General features: G+C 76.5%; 10 protein-coding genes. 1 reads left to right on the plus strand and 9 read right to left on the minus strand.

All coding sequences use genetic code 11. The annotated features are described in order from the left end of the window. Entirely contained in the window at nt 1-3,360 is a 3,360-nt protein-coding gene (locus ACSU53_RS20485) for an FtsX-like permease family protein (RefSeq protein ID WP_437029770.1), read from the minus strand. Nucleotides 3,361-3,682: 322 nt separating this feature from the next. Further along, the gene (locus ACSU53_RS20490) at nt 3,683-4,096 is read right to left on the minus strand and encodes a globin (protein ID WP_437029772.1); all 414 of its coding nucleotides are present in this window, start codon (nt 4,094-4,096) and stop codon (nt 3,683-3,685) included. Nucleotides 4,097-4,212: 116 nt separating this feature from the next. Between ACSU53_RS20490 and ACSU53_RS20495 the strand changes: the two genes are divergently transcribed. Further along, on the plus strand, nt 4,213-5,235 hold the full coding sequence (locus tag ACSU53_RS20495; protein WP_437029774.1) for a methyltransferase domain-containing protein: 1,023 nt from the start codon (nt 4,213-4,215) through the stop codon (nt 5,233-5,235). 244 nt (nt 5,236-5,479) lie between these two features. Here ACSU53_RS20495 and ACSU53_RS20500 read toward each other — a convergent pair whose 3' ends face one another. The 7 genes from ACSU53_RS20500 to ACSU53_RS20530 all read right to left on the minus strand — a co-directional run bounded on the left by ACSU53_RS20500 (nt 5,480) and on the right by ACSU53_RS20530 (nt 17,002). After that, complete coding sequence (locus tag ACSU53_RS20500) at nt 5,480-6,769, minus strand: FHA domain-containing protein (protein WP_437029775.1); 1,290 nt, start codon at nt 6,767-6,769, stop codon at nt 5,480-5,482. Between the two features lie 81 nt (nt 6,770-6,850). Next, complete coding sequence (locus tag ACSU53_RS20505; protein ID WP_437029777.1) at nt 6,851-8,218, minus strand: vWA domain-containing protein; 1,368 nt, start codon at nt 8,216-8,218, stop codon at nt 6,851-6,853. Nucleotides 8,219-8,373: 155 nt separating this feature from the next. Continuing rightward, complete coding sequence (locus ACSU53_RS20510; protein ID WP_437029779.1) at nt 8,374-9,825, minus strand: PP2C family protein-serine/threonine phosphatase; 1,452 nt, start codon at nt 9,823-9,825, stop codon at nt 8,374-8,376. A gap of 333 nt (nt 9,826-10,158) precedes the next feature. Then, entirely contained in the window at nt 10,159-12,873 is a 2,715-nt protein-coding gene (locus ACSU53_RS20515) for a tetratricopeptide repeat protein (protein WP_437029781.1), read from the minus strand. A 22-nt stretch (nt 12,874-12,895) separates the two neighbouring features. Then, complete coding sequence (locus ACSU53_RS20520; RefSeq protein WP_437029783.1) at nt 12,896-14,245, minus strand: hypothetical protein; 1,350 nt, start codon at nt 14,243-14,245, stop codon at nt 12,896-12,898. Nucleotides 14,246-14,462: 217 nt separating this feature from the next. Next, on the minus strand, nt 14,463-15,524 hold the full coding sequence (locus tag ACSU53_RS20525) for a glutamate ABC transporter substrate-binding protein (RefSeq protein ID WP_437029785.1): 1,062 nt from the start codon (nt 15,522-15,524) through the stop codon (nt 14,463-14,465). A gap of 11 nt (nt 15,525-15,535) precedes the next feature. Beyond that, a complete protein-coding gene (locus tag ACSU53_RS20530; RefSeq protein ID WP_437029787.1) occupies nt 15,536-17,002 on the minus strand; it encodes a hypothetical protein in 1,467 nt (488 codons plus the stop codon). Nucleotides 17,003-17,033: the final 31 nt, after the last annotated feature.

The following is a 17,033-nucleotide window of genomic DNA, read 5'->3' on the forward strand; positions in this document are numbered from 1 at the left end:
TCACTCACCTCCCCGTTCCCGCAGCGACGTCACCGGGTCGGCGCGGCGCAGCGCCAGTACGGCCGTCACCGCCAGCGGGACGGCCGCGACCGCCGCCAGCAGGACGAGCACCCGGCCGGCGGGCAGTTCCACGAGCACCTGCGGCACCGGCCGGGCCGCCTCCGAGGTCAGCATGACCAGCGGGATCACGGCCCGGGCGAGGACCGCGCCGAGCACGACGCCCACGGCGAGCGCCAGACCCACCAGCACCCCGTGCTCGACGATCACCACCCGGGCCAGCCGGCGCCGGGACGTGCCCAGGGCGCGCAGCACCGCGAACTCCGCCGTCCGCTCGCGCAGCGCGCCCGCCGCGCTCACCGCGAAGCCGACCGCGGTCAGTGCCGCCGCCGCCAGGGCCGTCGCGCCGAAGGCCGCCTCGGGTCCGGCGCCGAACGGGTCGTCACGCAACTGTTCGGCGATCTCGTCGCGCACCACGACCCGGGACGGTTCGACGTCGGGCCGGTCCCGCAGCGCGGCGGCCACCCGGTCCGTGGCGCCGGACGCGGTCCGCAGCCACCACTCGGTGGGCGGCACGCCCTCGCCGTGACGGGTCTGGAGGTACCGGTTGACCGCCCGCAGGTCCAGCAGCAGCGCCCCGCCGTCGCCCGCGCCCCCGGTCGCCGTGGACGGCAGTTCCCGCACCGAGCGGACCAGGCGCACCGGGACGGTGGAGCCGTCGACGGTGACGTCCACCCGCTGCCCGGGGCGGGCGCCCGCGGACTCGAGGAACCGGTCCGTGGCGACGGCGGCGACCTCGGGCACGGCGGGCTGGGGGACCTGCATCCGCACGGTGAGCGGCGAGGGCGTCCCGGAGGAGTCCCGGGGGGCGTGGCCGGTGCCGTAGGTGAGGGTCAGCGGGCCGGTGGCGGTGACGCGCGGCCGGGTGGGGGCGGTGCCGGGGCCGGCGGACGGCTCCGCGGTGCCCGCCCGCGCGGTCGCCGTCCAGGTGGCGGGCAGGTCCGCCCGGTGGTCCCGGCCGGCGGTGTCGGTCGTCACCAGCCGGGAGACCGTGAACCGGTGCTCCTCGGACGCCCCGGCCGGCTGGGTGAGGTCGAGCTGCAGCGCGGTGAGCGTCATCGCCCCGGGCGGGGCGGCGGAGGCCGCGGCGAGGTCCAGCACGAGGGTGTGGGGCCGGCCGTCGGCGGCGAGGCGGCCCAGGGGGAGCTTGTAGGGGGTGCCGTGGGAGTCGACCAGCGTGGCCAGCACGGTGGCCGCCGGGGTGCCCGCCCCGCCGTCCGCGGCGTCCCCGTCCCCGGCCGCGGTGCCCGCACCCCGGATGCGCGCGGTCAGCGCCAGCCGCGCGGTGTCCGCCGGCACCGGCACGCCCGCCGTCGGGCCCTTCGGCGCCAGGGCGTCCAGCAGGCGCGCTCCGGGGCGGTCGGCGAGGTCGGAGCGCAGCAGCAGGGTGCCGGACGCGGACGCGGTGTCCAGGGCCAGCACGGTCGCGGACCGGTTGCCCGACAGCGGGACCGACGCGCGGTGGGCGGGCGCGACGGTCTCGACGCCGGGCACGGCCGCGTACGCCTGGGTGTGGCCCGGCTCGCTCTCCCCGGCGCCCAGCACCCGCACCTCGGCGCCCGCGCGGAAGTCCGCCTGGTCGCTCTGCGAGCGTTCCCACGACGACCCCTGGCCGATCGCCAGCATGCCCAGCGCCACCGCCAGCACCAGCAGCAGGACCGGGCCCGCCCCGCGCATCGGGCGGCGGCTGAGCTGCCAGCCCGCCAGCGCCCCCGGCAGCCCGCGTCCGCGGGCCGCCCGGCGCTCGGCGAGCCGCGCCACCGGCGGCAGCAGCCGCAGGGTCAGCACCGTACCCGCCAGCAGGGCCAGGGCGGGCGCGGTGACGAGCAGCGGGTCGACCTCCAGGTCGCGGCCGACGGCCCCGGACGGCTGCCGGCTCAGCTGCCAGAACGCGACGGCGGCCACCGCCAGCAGCCCCACGTCCGCGCCCGCCCGCACCGCCCCGGGCAGCGGCCGGGCCCGGCCGGCCGCGAACGACGAGGTGAGCGCCGGCACCGTCACGGCCAGCGCGCAGCCCAGGGCCACGCCCGCCGCCACCAGCCACACCGCGCCCCGTCCGGCCACCGCGCCGACCGTGGTGTCCAGGTGCAGACCGATCCGGGCCAGCGCGCCGCGCCCGGCCAGCAGTCCGGTGAGCGGGCCGGCCAGCAGGGGGGCCACGGCCGCGGCCGGCAGCGCCAGCAGCAGTGCCTCCAGGGCCGCGAAGCGGGCCAGCTGGGCGCGGGACGCGCCGCGGGCCCGCAGCAGCCGGTTCTCGCCGGCGCGTTCGGCGCTGAGCAGCCGGGCCACCAGGAACAGGGTGCAGGTGGCGAGGAGGGCGAGCTGTAGCCCGACGACGAGCAGCGTGGTGCGGGACACCAGCAGCGACCGTTCGATCCGGTCCAGGACGGTGGGCAGCGCGCTGGTGGCCTCGGCGGAGCCGCCGAGGGCCCGGTCCTCGCGCAGGGCGGCGGCGCCGTCCCGTACGGCGGTGCGCAGGGCGTCGATCCGGCCGGTGCGGGCCGCCGAGAAGTCCGCCGACGCCAGCCAGGCCGTCCCGCCGTCGCTGACCCGCCCCCCGGTGAGGACGGCGGGGTCGGCGAGCAGCGGACCGTACGTCGTGAAGTCGACCTCGACGGCGCCGCGGCCGCGCAGGTCGTCGAGCTGCCAGTAGGCGGCGGTGGCGTCCACCGGCCGGTACACGCCGGTGATGCGCACGTCGACCGCCGGTCCGCCGAGGCGGTCGGTCAGGCGCAGCCGAGCGCCGGGTTCCAGACCGAGCCGGCCGGCGGCGGCCTCGGGCAGCGCCGCCTCGACCGTGCCGCCGGCCGGCGCGGCGGGCATCCGGCCGGCGGTGATGCGGACCCGGTCGCGTTCCAGCGCGGCGAAGTGCGTGAGGTCGGGCTGCGCGGCGTCCGGGGAGCCGCCGTCGGCCGGTGCGTCCGCCTCCCCGGCCGGGGCCTCGCGCCCGTCGGTCCGGCCCGCGGTGGAGGGCAGCGCGTACGCGCCGGAGCGGGTCAGGGTGCCGAGGGTGACCGGCAGGCCGTCGAAGGACGCGCGGGCCCGGTCGCGCACGGCCTGCTCGGCGGCCTCCCGCTCTCCCGCGGGCACCTGGGACCGGACGACGAGCGCGGTGTCGGCGGCGTTGCGCGGGTCGCGCAGGGCGTGCCGCAGGGCGGCGTCGCCGATCGCCCCGGAGTAGGCGGTGAGGGTCGCCAGCACCGCCGTGGTCAGCAGGACGGTCAGCAGGGCGGCGGCGAGCAGGGGACGACGGGCACGTGCCCGGGCGAGGACGAACCGCGCGAACCCCCCGGCGCTTCCCACCCGTACCCCCCGTGTCATCCGATCCCCGGGGGATGGTGTCAGAGGCGACCGGTCGGAAGTAAGCGCTGTCGGACCGGCCTTGACCGGATCGTGACCGGAATGCGGTGCCGGGGGACCGGAATGCGTACGTCCGTGGCTGAAAACGTACGGTCGGGGCGGCTCCGCTTCCGCCGGCGCTCAGCGGGACCCGGTCGGCGGCAACCGGTCGGCGGTGACCGGACCAGGGCGACCGGTCGGCGGCGACCGGTCGGGGGCCGAAGGCGGCCGGCCGGCTCACGGGGCCGGTCGGTTCACCGGGCCGGGCCCGGCCGGCCCGTGACGGTCAGTCCGGCGAGTTGATCATGGAGGCCGCGGCGTACGTCAGGTAGTCCCACAGGGTGCGCTCGTGCTCCTCGGAGAGGTCCAGCTCGTCGACGGCGTCCCGCATGTGCTTCAGCCACGCGTCGTGCGCCGCCCGGTCGACCTTGAACGGGACGTGCCGCATCCGCAGTCGCGGGTGACCGCGGTTCTCGCTGTACGTCCGGGGGCCGCCCCAGTACTGCATGAGGAACAGCCGCAGCCGGTCCTCCGCCGGGCCGAGGTCCTCCTCCGGGTACATGGGCCGCAGCAGCGGGTCCTCGGCCACCCCCTGGTAGAAACGGTGGACCAGCCGGCGGAAGGTCTCCTCCCCGCCGACCTGCTCGTAGAACGTCTGCTCCTGAAGCGTGCCGCGCCGAATCTCTGTCACGCCGTCCATGCTCTCAGACGGCACGGCATAGGACTTCGGCCCTAGGTCCTGCCGCCCCCGCCCCGGCCGGGCGCCGGACGTGCCGCCGACCGCCCTCCTGGGCCCGCCGCCCGTACCGTGGAGGGATGGGCGGGCACGCGGGGCGGCAGGACGCCGGCGGCCGGGCCGACGGGGACGATCCCGCCGTCACGGCGCGGGCGGCGCTGGTGCGCGTGATCGACGCGAGCGGCGCCTTCGCCGCCGACCCGGTGTGGCGGGAGGTGTTCGCGGCGGTGCCGCGCCACCTGTTCCTGCCGTACTACTACGTCGGCGTCGTCGGCGGCCACGAACGGCGCTGGGGCGAGAGCCCGGACCCCCGGGAGCGGGAGCGGTGGCTGCACGGCGCCTACGAGGACATGCCGCTGGCGACCCGGCTGCGCGACGGGGAACTGCTCTCCTCCAGCAGCCAGCCCTCCCTGATGGCCCTGATGCTCGCCGCGCTGGCCGTGCGGGACGGGCAGCGGGTGCTGGAGATCGGCACCGGCAGCGGCTACAACGCCGCCCTCCTCGCCCACCGGCTCGGCGGCCACGACCCGGACACGCACGAGCTGGTCACGACCGTCGACCTCGACCCGGAGATCACCGAGTCGGCCCGCCGGCACCTCGCCGCCGCCGGGTACCGCCCGGCCGTCGTCACCGCCGACGGGGCGCGCGGAGTGCCCGCGCGCGCTCCCTTCGACCGGATCATCGCCACCTGCGCCCTGCCCGGGGTGCCGCTCCCGTGGCTCGGCCAGTGCCGGCCGGGAGCCCGCATCCTGGCGCCGTACGCCACCGGACTGATCGCCCTCACGGTGCGCGACGCGGACCACGCCGAGGGCCGGTTCCTGTCCACGCCCGCCTACTTCGTGCCGCTGCGCGGTGTGAGCCGGGCCCGGCCGGTGCTGCCCGACACGAGCGGACTGCCCCGCCGGGCCACCCGGCGCGAACTGTTCCGGTTCCTGCTGGCGCTGACCGCCGGAGCCGTCGACCCCCGGGAGGCGTACGCGCTGTGGGAGCGCGAGGGCGGCCCCGGCCGCGAGCGCTACGGCCTCACCGTCGGCGAGGACGGCACCCGGGCGTGGCTGGACGACCCCGCGGGGCCGCACGTCTGGACCCTGCCGCCCTGCTGAGGGCCCGCCGCGCAGGGCGGCCCGGCAGTCCGTTGGCACCCCGCGCCGCCCGCACCGCCGCAGTGGGCCCACGGTGTCGGCGGGCCCACGGAGTCCGTGGACCCACGACGTCGCCCGGGCGCAGGGCCTCAAACGCCGAGCGCGGCGGGATCGGAGCGACCGGCAGGACCGGTGGACCCGGGCCGCGCGACCCCGGCTCAGCTCAGCGGCCCCGTGACCCCGCGGCCCTGGCCCGGCGGATCCGTCAGGCGCGGCGGATGGTGATCGTCGTCCAGGCGCCCACGTGCACCCGGTCGCCGTCCTGGAGCGGGACGGGGACGAAGGGCTGGATGGGCTCCTCGCCGCCGTTGACCGTCGTGCCGTTGGTCGAGTTCTGGTCCACGACCGCCCAGCTGCCGTCCGGCTGCTGCACCAGCACCGCGTGCTGGTGCGAGACGCCCGGGTCCTCCGGAGGCGTCGACAGGTCGATGTCGGGGGTGTCGCCGGTGGAGTGCCGGCGGCGGCCGATCGTGATCTGGTTGCCGGTCAGCGTGCGCTGCTGCTCGGGCGAGTACGCGGGCAGGTTCAGCCCCGCGGCCTCGGGACCCGAGCGGTGCATCATCGCCATGAAGTACTCGCGGTCCGGGCCGATGGTCGCGATCCAGGTCGTCGGTCCCTGCGGCTGCTGCGGGTAGCCGGGACCGGGCGGGGCCTGGGTCGCGCCGGGCTGCGGGTAGCCGTAACCACCGCGCCCGCCGGGGCCGTTCGGGCCGCCGGGACCACCGCCGCCGGGGCCGCCGGAGGGCGGGGAGATGACCCAGTCGTCGTCACCGCCGCCGAAGGACGGGCCGCCCTGCTGGGGCCGGCCGGTGTCCTGCGGGTACGCGGGCGGCGCCGGGGGTCCGCCCTGGAACCCCTGCGGGGCACCGGGACCACCCTGTCCGCCGTGGCCGCCCGGACCACCGTGGCCGCCCGGGCCGCCGTGCCCGCCCGGACCGGGGGGCGGCGGGGCCTGCCGCGAGGGGTCGCCGCCGAAGCCGTGCGGGCCCGGCGGGATCGGCTCGGCGGGGCGGTTCACCTGGGACGGACGCGAGCCCTGGTAGTCGAAGGAGTCGGCACCGCCGTACGACGGGCCGGGCTGCTGCCCGAACGGCCCGCCCTGACCCTGACCCTGGCCGTGTCCCTGACCGTGCCCCTGGCCCTGACCCGGGTTGTGCCCCTGGCCGTGGCCCTGGGGCGGCGGGGGCGCGGCCGGGGTGTAGGAGGTGGCCGTGTTGGTCAGGAAGTTCCACCGGCACTCCTCGCAGAAGGGCGCGGCGCCCTCCCGCGGCGTGCGGCACTGGGGGCACAGCTCCGGCCCGCCGCCGTACCCGCCCGGACCACCGGGTCCGCCCGGGCCGGGCCGGCCCGCGGGGCCGGGAGGCGGGAAGCCGTAGCCGCCGCCGGGCGCGGGCGGCGGGGGAGGCGGTGGGGGCACGGCACCGGCCATGCGGTGACCGCACACCTCGCACCAGTCGTCGGAACCCGACTGGTGTCCGTTCGGGCAGGTCGGCATGTCGGCGCTTCCCCCTCTCCTTGTCCGGCCGGGTCGGCCGGTTTTCTCCGACCCCGGGGGGTCAGGCTCGTCTGGCTGTGGTCACTTCTTCACGCGGACGGTCTTGGTGGACCGGGTCTCGAGAGTCATCTCGTCGACCTCCTCGACCTTCGTCTTCAGTCGCACAGTACCGGTCGCGGCGTCGACCACGTCCACCACCTTCGCAAGCAGTTTCGCAGTATCGGCGTTGCCCGAGGCACTCGCGAGCTGGACCGCCCGGCCCAGTTTGGCCGTCGCCCCGTCGTTGTCTCCCGCTTTGCGCAGATCCAGCCCCTGTCGGATGACCTGTGCCAGTTCGGCCTGTCCCGTGTAGTGGGCGACCTGGGGATCGATGGCCGTCGAGGCGGCCATGTCGTCCGTCCACACGGCGCGCACCAGACCCTGCGCGCCGAGGCTCTCGGCGGCGCCCGCGCCCTCCCCGCCGGGGCCCGCGGGCCCGGGAATCACCAGGGACAGCCGGGCCGCCAGCATCTCCCGGCCGACGGCGGCGGGCGGGACCTCGACGCACAGGTGGTAGTCGCGGGACTCGTCGCCCCAGGACCCCAGCGGGTAGTCGCCCGCGCGCGGGCCCGCCTCGGTGCGGCGGCCGGTGAGTTCCTCGACGCTCGGCGCGACCTGCTTGACGAATCTCACAGTCGCCCCGGCCGGTGTCCACAGCCGCAGCGCGACGTCGGCGACCTCCTTGCCCATCGCCGCCTCCATCATGCGCGTGAAGTCGTCGGCGAGACCGGCCGGATCGGCGACGATGTCGGCGCTGCCGAGCAGGGCGGAGGCGACCGCTGTGACTTCTTTCACTTCCCAGTCGGTGCCCACCCCGCGGGCGTCGCAGGTGAAACGGCCCGCGCACGCCTCCAGGGCGGCCCGCAGCGCGTCGGGCGACTCGTGCTCGTTGCGCCCGTCGGTGAGCAGGATGCCGTGCCGGATCGCCACGTCCGCCGACGCCAGCAGCCGGTCGGCCAGCCGCAGCCAGGTGCCGATGGCCGTGCCGCCCCCCGCGCTCAGCGCGCGCAGCGCCTGCTTCGCCTGCTCCCGGGTGGTGGCATCCGCAACGGCGAGCCGTCCGGCGCCCGGGTAGACCTCCTTGGCCACGTGCGTGCCGCCGACCACCGCGAAGTGCACGCCGTCGCGCAGCGCGTCGATCGCGGCGGCCGTGGCGTCGCGCGCGTGGCGCATCTTCGTCGGCGGGTAGTCCATCGAGCCGGAGCAGTCGACCATCAGGACGACGGCCGCCGACGGGCCCTCCCCGGGCGCGTACAGGTGCGGGGCGGTCACCGCGCTGCCGATGGTGCCGCCGCCGGTCGCGGTCACCGTGACGATGGCGTTGACCTCGGTGCCGCCCTCCGGCAGGTACTCGTTCTGGTACACGTCCAGCGAGAACTGCGGCACGTTCGATTTCGCGAAGTTGGCCATGCCTGCTTCGATCCCCCTCCGATGCCCCGGTGACGCGGGACGGCGCGGCTGACGGGCCGGTCCCCTCCGGCCCGTTGAGGCTTCCCCGCCGGACGCCGGCCGTACTCCTCCCGCCGGCGCTCCTGTCGCCGCCCCCGCCTCTTCCGTACTCGGCCTCAGGCCGATCCTGCCCCCTGCGGGACGGCCGGGAACGGCACGAGCGCCACTGTTACGTTGTCGTGGCCCCCGCCGTCGAGGGCGTGGCCGACCAGCACCCGGGCCGCGTGCAGCGGGCGGGCGGCGGCGTCGAGGGGGACGACACGTGCCATCTCGTCGGCCGACTCGGCGTAGTTCCACAGTCCGTCCGTGCAGACCACGACCACACCGGGCCGGTCCGGTTTGAAGGACGCGGTGTGCGGCTCCACCTCGTAGGCGTCGGCGCCCAGCCAGCCGGTGATCGCGTGGGCCCGCTGGTCGGCGTACGCCTCCGCCTCGCCCATCAGGCCGGCGGCGACCATCTGCGCGGCCCAGGAGTCGTCCTCGGTGAGCCGGGCCGGGGGCGCGGAGCGGTCCACCGGCACCCAGTAGACGCGGCTGTCGCCGACCCAGCCGACGACCAGCAGACCGTCGGTGACCACCGCGCCGACGAGGGTGCAGGCGGGGGCGTTCTGGTGCGGGCCGCGTTCCTGGCCCGCGGCGGGCTCGTCGGCCAGCGCGTTGACCGCGTCGGCGGCGGCGAGGATCGCCTCGTGCATCGCCTGCTGCGGGTGCGTCCCGCGCGGCAGGGCGGCGAGCAGCACGTCCCCGGCCGTCCGGGACGCGGCCAGCGACGCCTCGTCGGGACGGGTCGCCGAGGAGACGCCGTCGCAGACGAGGGCGACGGACGCCGGGGAGCCGTCGGGCAGCGTGGTGGTGCCGACGGCGAAGGCGTCCTCGTTGCGGTGGTGGCGCAGGCCGCGGTCGCTGACCGCGGCGAGCGGGCCGCATTCCTGTTCCATGTGGTCCCGTTCGCGCGGCTGGGCGTGGCCGCAGTTCTCGCAGTAGCCGTCGTCGTCCACCCGGCCCGCGCGGCAGGCCACGCAGACCGCGGCTGCGGCGGCCGGGGCCGGCTCGGGCGCCACCCGCGGGTCCGGGGCCTGCAGGGGGTACTCGTCGGGCTGTGCGGGCCGGTGCGCGTCGCCGCCGGGGGCCGTGCCGGCCGGTGCCTGCGCCGCGCCGGACGCCTGCGGCTCCCGGGCGGCGGGGGCGTCTGCGGACGGGGGGCCCTCCCAGCCGGTTCCGGCCGCCTCGGGCGTGCGGCCCTCCCAGGCGGCTCCGGCCCCTTGGGGCGTGCGGTCGTCCCACACGGCTCCGGCCGCTCGGGGCGTGCGGTCGTCGCCGGCCGCCGGGGTGTCCCCGGACGCCTGCGCACGCCGGTCGAGACGCACGCCGGACGCCGCCGGGGCAGCCGCCGCCGCAGCCGGACCGGCCGGCGCAGGTGCGGCAGCCGCAGCCGGCGGGGGCGCGGCCGGCGGGGATGCCACCGGCGGGGGCGCGACCGGCGGAGCGGGAGCCGGGACCGTGGGTGCCGGTGCCGGTGCCGGCACCGGTGCTGGTGCTGCGGGCGGTGCCGTGGGCGGCGGGGGCACCTGGGCCGCTCCTGGCGGCTGGGCCCCGCCGGGTCCCTGGACGCCGTTCGCAGCGGCGGCCGGCGGCGGAACCGGTCCGGACGCCGGCGGAACCCCGGGCCGGGCCGGAGGGGCCACCGGGGCGGGCGGTGCCGCCGGGGCCGGCGGACGGCCGTGCTGCGCCGGGCGCGCGGCGGCGCCGTTCATGGCGATGGTCGGATGGTCGGCCGGGCGCGCGGGAACCGCGGACAGATCGTGTCCGCACGCACCGCAGAAACGATCACCCGACTCGAGGGGCTCCTCGCAGCTCGGGCACCTCGGCGAAGCGGCCTGCTGGGGCATCTGCGACATGAACTACACCCACGTCCGGGGGCGGTAACGGTTGGCACGTTCCACCAGGTCGATCCTCTCCTCACCACTGCGGGCCAGCCGGGCCAGCGTGCGGTACGCACGCTCCAGACCGAAACGCAGCCCCCGCTCGTCCAGCCCGCTGCCGAGCAGTGTCCGTCCCCCGGCGGCACCGGAGTTCACCGCTCCGGTCCCGGCCGCGGCCGGCACCGGAGCCGGAGCGGAACCCCGGCCCCCGGAGAGTACCCAGTCCAGCGCCGAGCCGAGGACCTCGGCCGCCAACTGCTCGCGGCGCGCCGGATCCAGACCGTACGCCTCCAGGGCCTCCACCTGCCCGGCCGCGGCCGACAGGTCGTCGAGGAACGGTACGTCACCCTCGGCCGCCGTCCGCCCACGCAGCCGGGCGCGTACCGCCGCCACCCGGGCCGCCGTGTAGTGGATCGACGACTCCGGCACCGACTCCAGCGCCCCCACCGCACCGCGCCGGTCGCCGGAGGCGAGCCGGACCCGGGCGAGGGCGAACGCGGCGCTGACGTGGCTCGGGTCGGTGGACCACACCAGGCGGTAGTACTCGGCGGCGTTGTCGAGCTGCCCCAGCACCTCCGCGCACAGCCCGAGCGCCAGCTTCGGCGCGATCTCGCCCGGGAAGGCGTCGTAGATCGCGTCGAACGCGAGGGCCGCGCCCTCGTGGTCGCCGGTCGCCAGGGACGTCACGCCCCGGTACCAGACCACCCGCCAGTCGTCCGGGTCCCGTTCCTCCAGGGCGCCCAGCACCGCCAGCGCGGCCGGCGCGTCGCCGGTCTCCAGCCGTGCCCGGACCTCACGCAGCCGGGTCTCGGTGGACGGTGCGGGCGCGGCGGCGAGCGCGTGCAGCAGGTCTCCGGGCGCGGAGGCCGACAGACCGGCCAGGAAACCGGCGTTGGGGTCGCCCGGGTCGACCAGCGGGACCGGCAGGGCCAGAGCGGCGGCGGCCGTGCCGACGGGCCTGACGAGTGCCGGGGAGAGGGCGGCCCGAGGGGGCGCGGCCGGGGCCGGGGCGCCGGGCCGTCTGCGCGGCCGGGGCACGCGTCCGCCGAGCCGGGTCACGTCACCGTCGAGCGCCGGGAACAACTCGGTGTCGGTCACCCGCAGTTCCGGTCCGAACAGCGTGGACAGCGCCGGGCGGGCACGGCCCGTCTGGAGCGACACCACCTCGCGCAGGACGCCCGTCAGCTGCTCGCCCATCTCCTGGGCGGAGGCGAACCTGCGGTCCGGGTCGGGGTCGGTGGCGCGCACCAGGAAGCGGTAGAAGGACTCGTACCGCCGGAACACCTCGATGGTGTCGGGGTCGGGCAGCGAGTCGGTGAAGACGGTGGTGTAGCCCTGGAAGTCGAAGGTGAGCACGGCGAGGGTCCGCGCGACCGTGTACAGGTCGGACGCCACCGACGGGCCCACCTCGGCCACTTCGGGGGCCTGGTAGCCGACGGTGCCGTAGATGGCCGACTCGTCGTCGTCCATGCGGCGCACCGCGCCCATGTCGATCAGCTTCAGCTCGTCCTCGGTCTGGATGGCGTTGTCGACCTTGAAGTCGCAGTACAGCAGGTTGCGGCTGTGCAGGTGCCCGAGCGCCTCCAGCGCCTCGATGCCGTACGCGCACGCCTGTTCCACCGGCAGCGGGTCCCGTCTGCCCTGCGGGGTGCGGCGGGCGTTGGCGATCTCCTTGAGCGACTTGCCGCCCACGTACTCCATGACGATGTAGCCGTCGAGGGAGCCGGTGCGCTGGTCCAGGTGCTCCACGAAGTTGTAGATCCGCACGATGTTGGCGTGCTCGATCTCCGCCAGGAAGCGCCGCTCGGAGATCGCCGCCGCCATCGCGTCCTGGTCACCGGTGTCCAGCAGGCCCTTGAGGACCACCCACCGGTCGGAGACGGCCCGGTCGACGGCGAGGTAGATCCAGCCCAGACCGCCGTGCGCCAGGCAGCCGACGACCTCGTACTGGCCGTGCACCACGTCCCCGGCCGACAGCTTCGGCACGAACGAGTACGGGTGGCCGCACTTGGTGCAGAACCCCTCGGTCCGGCCCGGCCGGTCACCCCGCGCCCGGCCGACCGGGGCGCCGCAGTCCGCGCGCGAGCAGAACCGCTTGCGCTCGGGCACCTCGGCACGGTCCAGCACCATCGCCCGCGGATCGGGGCGCGGGATCGGGGGCACCTGCACCAGGCCGGCGCCCAGCCGGCTCCGGCCGGAGGATCCCGCGCCGGAGCCCGAGCTGCGCACCGACACCGAACGGGCCGAGGACCGCCCGGACAGCGACCGCGACAGCCGCCCCGACACCGAACGCCGGGACTTCGACGACTGCGACGAGCGGGACGAGCGGGACGAGCGGGACGACTGCGACGAGTGCGGTGCGTACGGCGAGTGCGGCGAGCCGGCCGACGAGGGCGACGGGCGGGACGACGGGGACGCCGCCCCCGCGCCGCTGCCGCCCGTACCGCCGCCGGTGCCGCTGCCGGAGGTGCCGCTGCCCGACGTGCCGTGCGGGTCCCGGCCGCCGGCGGTGACCCCGGTCGGCGGCGAGACGACCGAGCCGGTCGGTGACACCACCGGGGCCAGACCGCAGGTGTCGCAGTACAGTTCGCCGCCGCCGACGTCCTCGTACGCGCCCCCGCAGTCGGGCCGCTGGCAGGCGCCCGGCCCCGCGCCCTGCACCCCGGTTTCCTCCTCGTTCCGCGCCTCGCTCACGACGCCGCCTCCCCGTTGACCCTCACGCGCCCGGCCCCGTCCGGTCGTCGGACATCCCGCGCCCGGGGCCCGCCTGGCCCGGCACCCGGGGAGCCGCGGCGAACAGTTCGGCCGCGGCCTGCTGGTAGCGCAGCACCGCCTGTTCGGCGGCGCGCAGATCGCAGGGCGCGCTCCACAGCATCCGGCGCGCCTTCTCGTACCGTTCGACCAGCAGCGGGTCCTCCGCCAGGCCGTGCCGGGCCACCTTGGCCCGGTACGCGTCCAGCCGGCCGCGCAGCTCGGCGCGGACCGCGAGCGGCGCGGTGACCGCGGTCAACGACTCACGGGCGCGCAGCAGTTCGTCCTCGGCCTTCTGCTCCAGCGACTCCAGCAGCGGGGACAGGCGGTGCCACTGCGCGTGCCGGCGGTACTCGGCGGCCGCCGCCAACTGCTCCTGCAGGGCCGTCGGCGGGCCGCTGACCACGGGCACCTCCGTCGCCGCGATCTTCGCCAGCACCTCGCCGCGCGCGGTGCGCGCCTCGGCCAGCGTGCGGTCGGCGCGGGACAGCACGTCCCGCAGCCGCACGATGCGCTGCTCCGCGTCCTGCCGCACCGTCAGCACCGCGTCGATCTCGCGCCGTACGTCCTCCAGGGCCCGCGCCTCCCGGTCGTACACCGTGGTGTCCGGCCGTCCGCCGCCCGGGGCGGAGCTGCCCTCGGCGGGCGTCCAGAACGCCAGCGGATCCGACACCACCTGCTCGCGCAGGCGCGTCAGGGTGCGGGTGATCCGTTCCAGGTCGTCGCCCGCCGGATGCTCGCCGGGGCGCACGCCCACGGAGTGCGCCAGCTTGCGGGTGCGGCCCAGTTCGGCGGCCAGCAGGTCGATCCGGGCGGGCAGCGCCGACCAGACCGCGTCCGCGGTGACCACGATGTCCAGGGAGGACGCGTACAGCTCGTTCATCCGGTCCACCAGCGTGGCGAGCGAATAGCGCTCGCTCAGCACTCCGCCCCCGCCGGACGGCCCGGCGGCGCCCGCGACGGCCGCCGCCGACCCGGCGAGCGTCACGCACTCGCCGCGCAGCAGGTGGCTGAGGTCCACCAGGTCCTCGCGGCTGGACCAGCGGCGGCGGGCCCGGATGTCGCGGGCGGTGCGCAGGGCGTCCGTGTACGCGTCGAAGTACGTCCACAGCAGCGTGATCGCCGCCTCGGTGGCCGCCCAGCGCTCCGCGGTCAGACCGGTCAGCCGGGCGCCCTCCAGGAGCCGTCTGCCCGCGTGGTCCTGCAGGGCGAGGAGCGAGGTCTCGATCGCCTCGTGCTCCGCGCCGAGCCGGGCCAGCGCACGGTCCACCTCGTCCCGGTCCAGCACCGGTCCGGCGGACTCCGAGTCGCCCATCGATCACCTTTCGCTGTGGGTCGGTCGTGGCCTGAGGGGTGGGTCGGCCGGATGCGGTGCGGTCGGTCTCGTCCTGCGGTCGGTCTCGTCCTCCGGTCGGGTCGGTCCTCCGGTCGTGCGTTCGTGCGGTCGTGCGGGCGGTTCTCGTGGTGCGGCCGGGCGGCCGGGCGGTCCGGGGCGCGGCTTCGTCCGGGACCGCTGCCGGTCCCGGGGAGCCTCAGTCCGTGCGCAGGTACGCCGGTGCCGGGGGCTCCGACTTCGATGAATCCCCGCCCAGTGTCGCCGACAACCATGTGTCGTAGGACTTCTGCCATCCCCCGGCCGTGTCCTCGCGGAAGTCCACCAGGATCCTGTTGACCCGGCGCACCAGATCGTCCGCGTCCTTCTTCATCGCCACGCCGTAATACTCGGTCGTGAAGGCGTCGCCCTTGAGCTCGACCGTCGGGTCCTGCGCGGCCTGACTCGCCGCGAGCGCCCCGTCGGTGACCACCGCGTCGACCTCGCCGAGCTGCAACCGCACCAGGCAGTCGAGCTGATTGGGGACCGTGGTGCCGATGTCCGCGGACCGCGGGAGCAGACCCGCCTCCTGGTCCGCCGTGAGCTTCGCGTGGGCCGTGGAGCCGGCCGCCGTGCAGATCTTGCGGTCCGCGAGCGTCGCATACCCCTTCACGGGCGAGGACTTGGGGGCGAGGACCTGCTGGCCGGTCTTGAAGTACGGGGCGGAGAAGGCCACGTCCCGGATGCGCGCGCAGTTGATGGTCATCGTCCGCACCACCATGTCCACGCGACCGTCCTGGATCGCCGGTATGCGCTGGTCGGTGGGGATCGCCTTGAACTGCACGGCGTCCGGGTCGCCGAGGATGTCCTCGGCTATCCGGTGCACCAGGTCGATGTCGAAGCCCTCCAGCCGGGCGGTGTCCGGGCCGTTGACGTCCCGGTAGCCCCACCGGTAGCTGCTCTGGTCGATGCCGACGACGAGCTTGCGCTTCTCGCCCGGCCGGTTCTTGATCGCCTCGATGGCCGGGCCGTCGTCGCCGGAGGGGGCCAGGGTCTGCTTCTCCGGGTCCGTGCAGTCGTCGGCGGCCACGGCCTGCCCGGCCTCGGCCACCCCGCCGCCGGACGGGCCCGCCGTCGCCCCGGACCGGGCCGGCTGACGGGCGGCGGAACCCGTGCAGGTCAGCAGGAACGCGAAGACCAGTGCGACGGCGCAGGCCGTCGCCATCGCGCCGACTCCGCCCCAGCCCCTCAGCCCGGCCCGCACCCGCTGTGCGGTACGCATCACGCCCCCTCTCACCGGTACTCCGACAGCCTGCGCCCGATGCCCAGGACCGCACCGGCTGCCCCGAGCACAGCGAGCACCGCCGCGCCCGCGGGCAGCCCCGTCAGCGCGTCCCGGCCGTCACCGGCCGCCTGTTGGAACTCCGACTCCTCGTGCGCGAGCGCGGCGGCCAGTTGCTCGTCGACGCCGTCGAAGCACTCGCCGGTCGCGCCCTCGGCGCCGATGACCATGTCCAGGGCCTGCTGGTAGTTGCCGTTCTCGTCCTGCTCGCGGGCGGCCCCGTGCCGCTTCTTCCACTCCTGCATGTTGGCGAGGGCCGCCGTGACCGGCCGGGCCCCGGCGTCGTCGTCCGCGAGGCGCCGCGCGTGGGCGAGTCCCTTGCCGAGGGCGTCCATCTCGCGCCCGAAGTCGTGGTCGTAGGCGTCGACGGTGTCGTCGCCGACCTTGCGGGTCTCGGCGCCCCGGGCCACCAGCGTGAGGTTCTCGTTGCCGCGGGCCTTCAGGGAGGCGATCCGGGCGTCGTGCAGCACTTCGAGCGAACGGACGCCCTGGTCGCGGGAGTCGTGGAGTCCGGAACGGGCCAGGGTGTGGCCGACGGCCAGCCACAGCAGAATCACCGAGGCGGCCGCCGTCGCCGCGACCAGCCCGTGGTTGAGCAGCCGGTTGGTGCGCCGGTACGTGCGGTGCTGGGCCCAGGCGAGCGCCGACAGCGCGACCACGCCCAGCGCGATGGCCGCCCAGGGGTACGGCGTCGCGTCCGCGTAGTCGGCCCGCAGCCGCTGGTTCTCCGTCCGGTACAGGTCCTCCGCGGCCGGGAGCATCTCCTTCTGCATCTTCTCGTTCGCGTACCGCAGGTAGGCGCCGCCCACGGGATAGCCCTGGCGGTTGTAGGTGCGGGCGCGCTCCACCAGGCCCTTGTACTCGGGCAGCAGCCGGTTGAGTTCGGTGATCGTGGCGGCCGACGGGGAGTCGGGGTCGGAGCTCGCCGCCGCGTTGACCAGTTTGGCCGCCGCCGTGCGGATGTCCCGCTCGTAGCGCTCGCGGGTGCCGGCGGTCTCCTGCCCGCCCGCCAGGAAGCCGCTGGAGGCGGCGGTGTTGGCGTCGGCGAGCGAGCGGTAGATGTCGGCGGCGTCCGAACTGAGGGGCTGGCTGCGGTGCAGGACGTCGTCCGCGGCGGCCGCCCGGTCGGTCATCTGCCAGGCCGAGACCGCGCCGAAGGCGAGGACGAGCGCGGCCAGCACGGCACCGATGATGCGCAGCCGTCCGGGCTCGGTGGTGGCGGCCCTGCGCAGCTGCTCGGCGCCCTCGGCGAACGCGGAGCGCCGCACGTCCGGCGCGGGCGCCGCCGGGCGGGGCCGGACACCGCCCGGGGGCGCGGGCTGACCGGGGACGGCGGGGAGACCGGGCGTGGGCGGGGAGGGTACGGCGGGCAGCGAAGTGCCCGGCGGTGCCGTGCCGCTGTCCGGCCTCGGTGTCACTGCTGACCTCCCCCATGGTCATCCGTCGCGG

This window comes from Streptomyces sp. enrichment culture (assembly GCF_964273255.1).
Lineage (GTDB): Bacteria > Actinomycetota > Actinomycetes > Streptomycetales > Streptomycetaceae > Streptomyces.

What these genes read in the sequence shown, in the direction of transcription:
- ACSU53_RS20490 (WP_437029772.1), bottom strand. Translation starts at nt 4,096, where the DNA reads ATGGACGGCGTGACAGAGATTCGGCGCGGCACGCTTCAGGAGCAGACG.
- ACSU53_RS20495 (WP_437029774.1), top strand. Translation starts at nt 4,213, where the DNA reads ATGGGCGGGCACGCGGGGCGGCAGGACGCCGGCGGCCGGGCCGACGGG.
- ACSU53_RS20500 (WP_437029775.1), bottom strand. Translation starts at nt 6,769, where the DNA reads ATGCCGACCTGCCCGAACGGACACCAGTCGGGTTCCGACGACTGGTGC.
- ACSU53_RS20505 (WP_437029777.1), bottom strand. Translation starts at nt 8,218, where the DNA reads ATGGCCAACTTCGCGAAATCGAACGTGCCGCAGTTCTCGCTGGACGTG.
- ACSU53_RS20520 (WP_437029783.1), bottom strand. Translation starts at nt 14,245, where the DNA reads ATGGGCGACTCGGAGTCCGCCGGACCGGTGCTGGACCGGGACGAGGTG.
- ACSU53_RS20525 (WP_437029785.1), bottom strand. Translation starts at nt 15,524, where the DNA reads ATGCGTACCGCACAGCGGGTGCGGGCCGGGCTGAGGGGCTGGGGCGGA.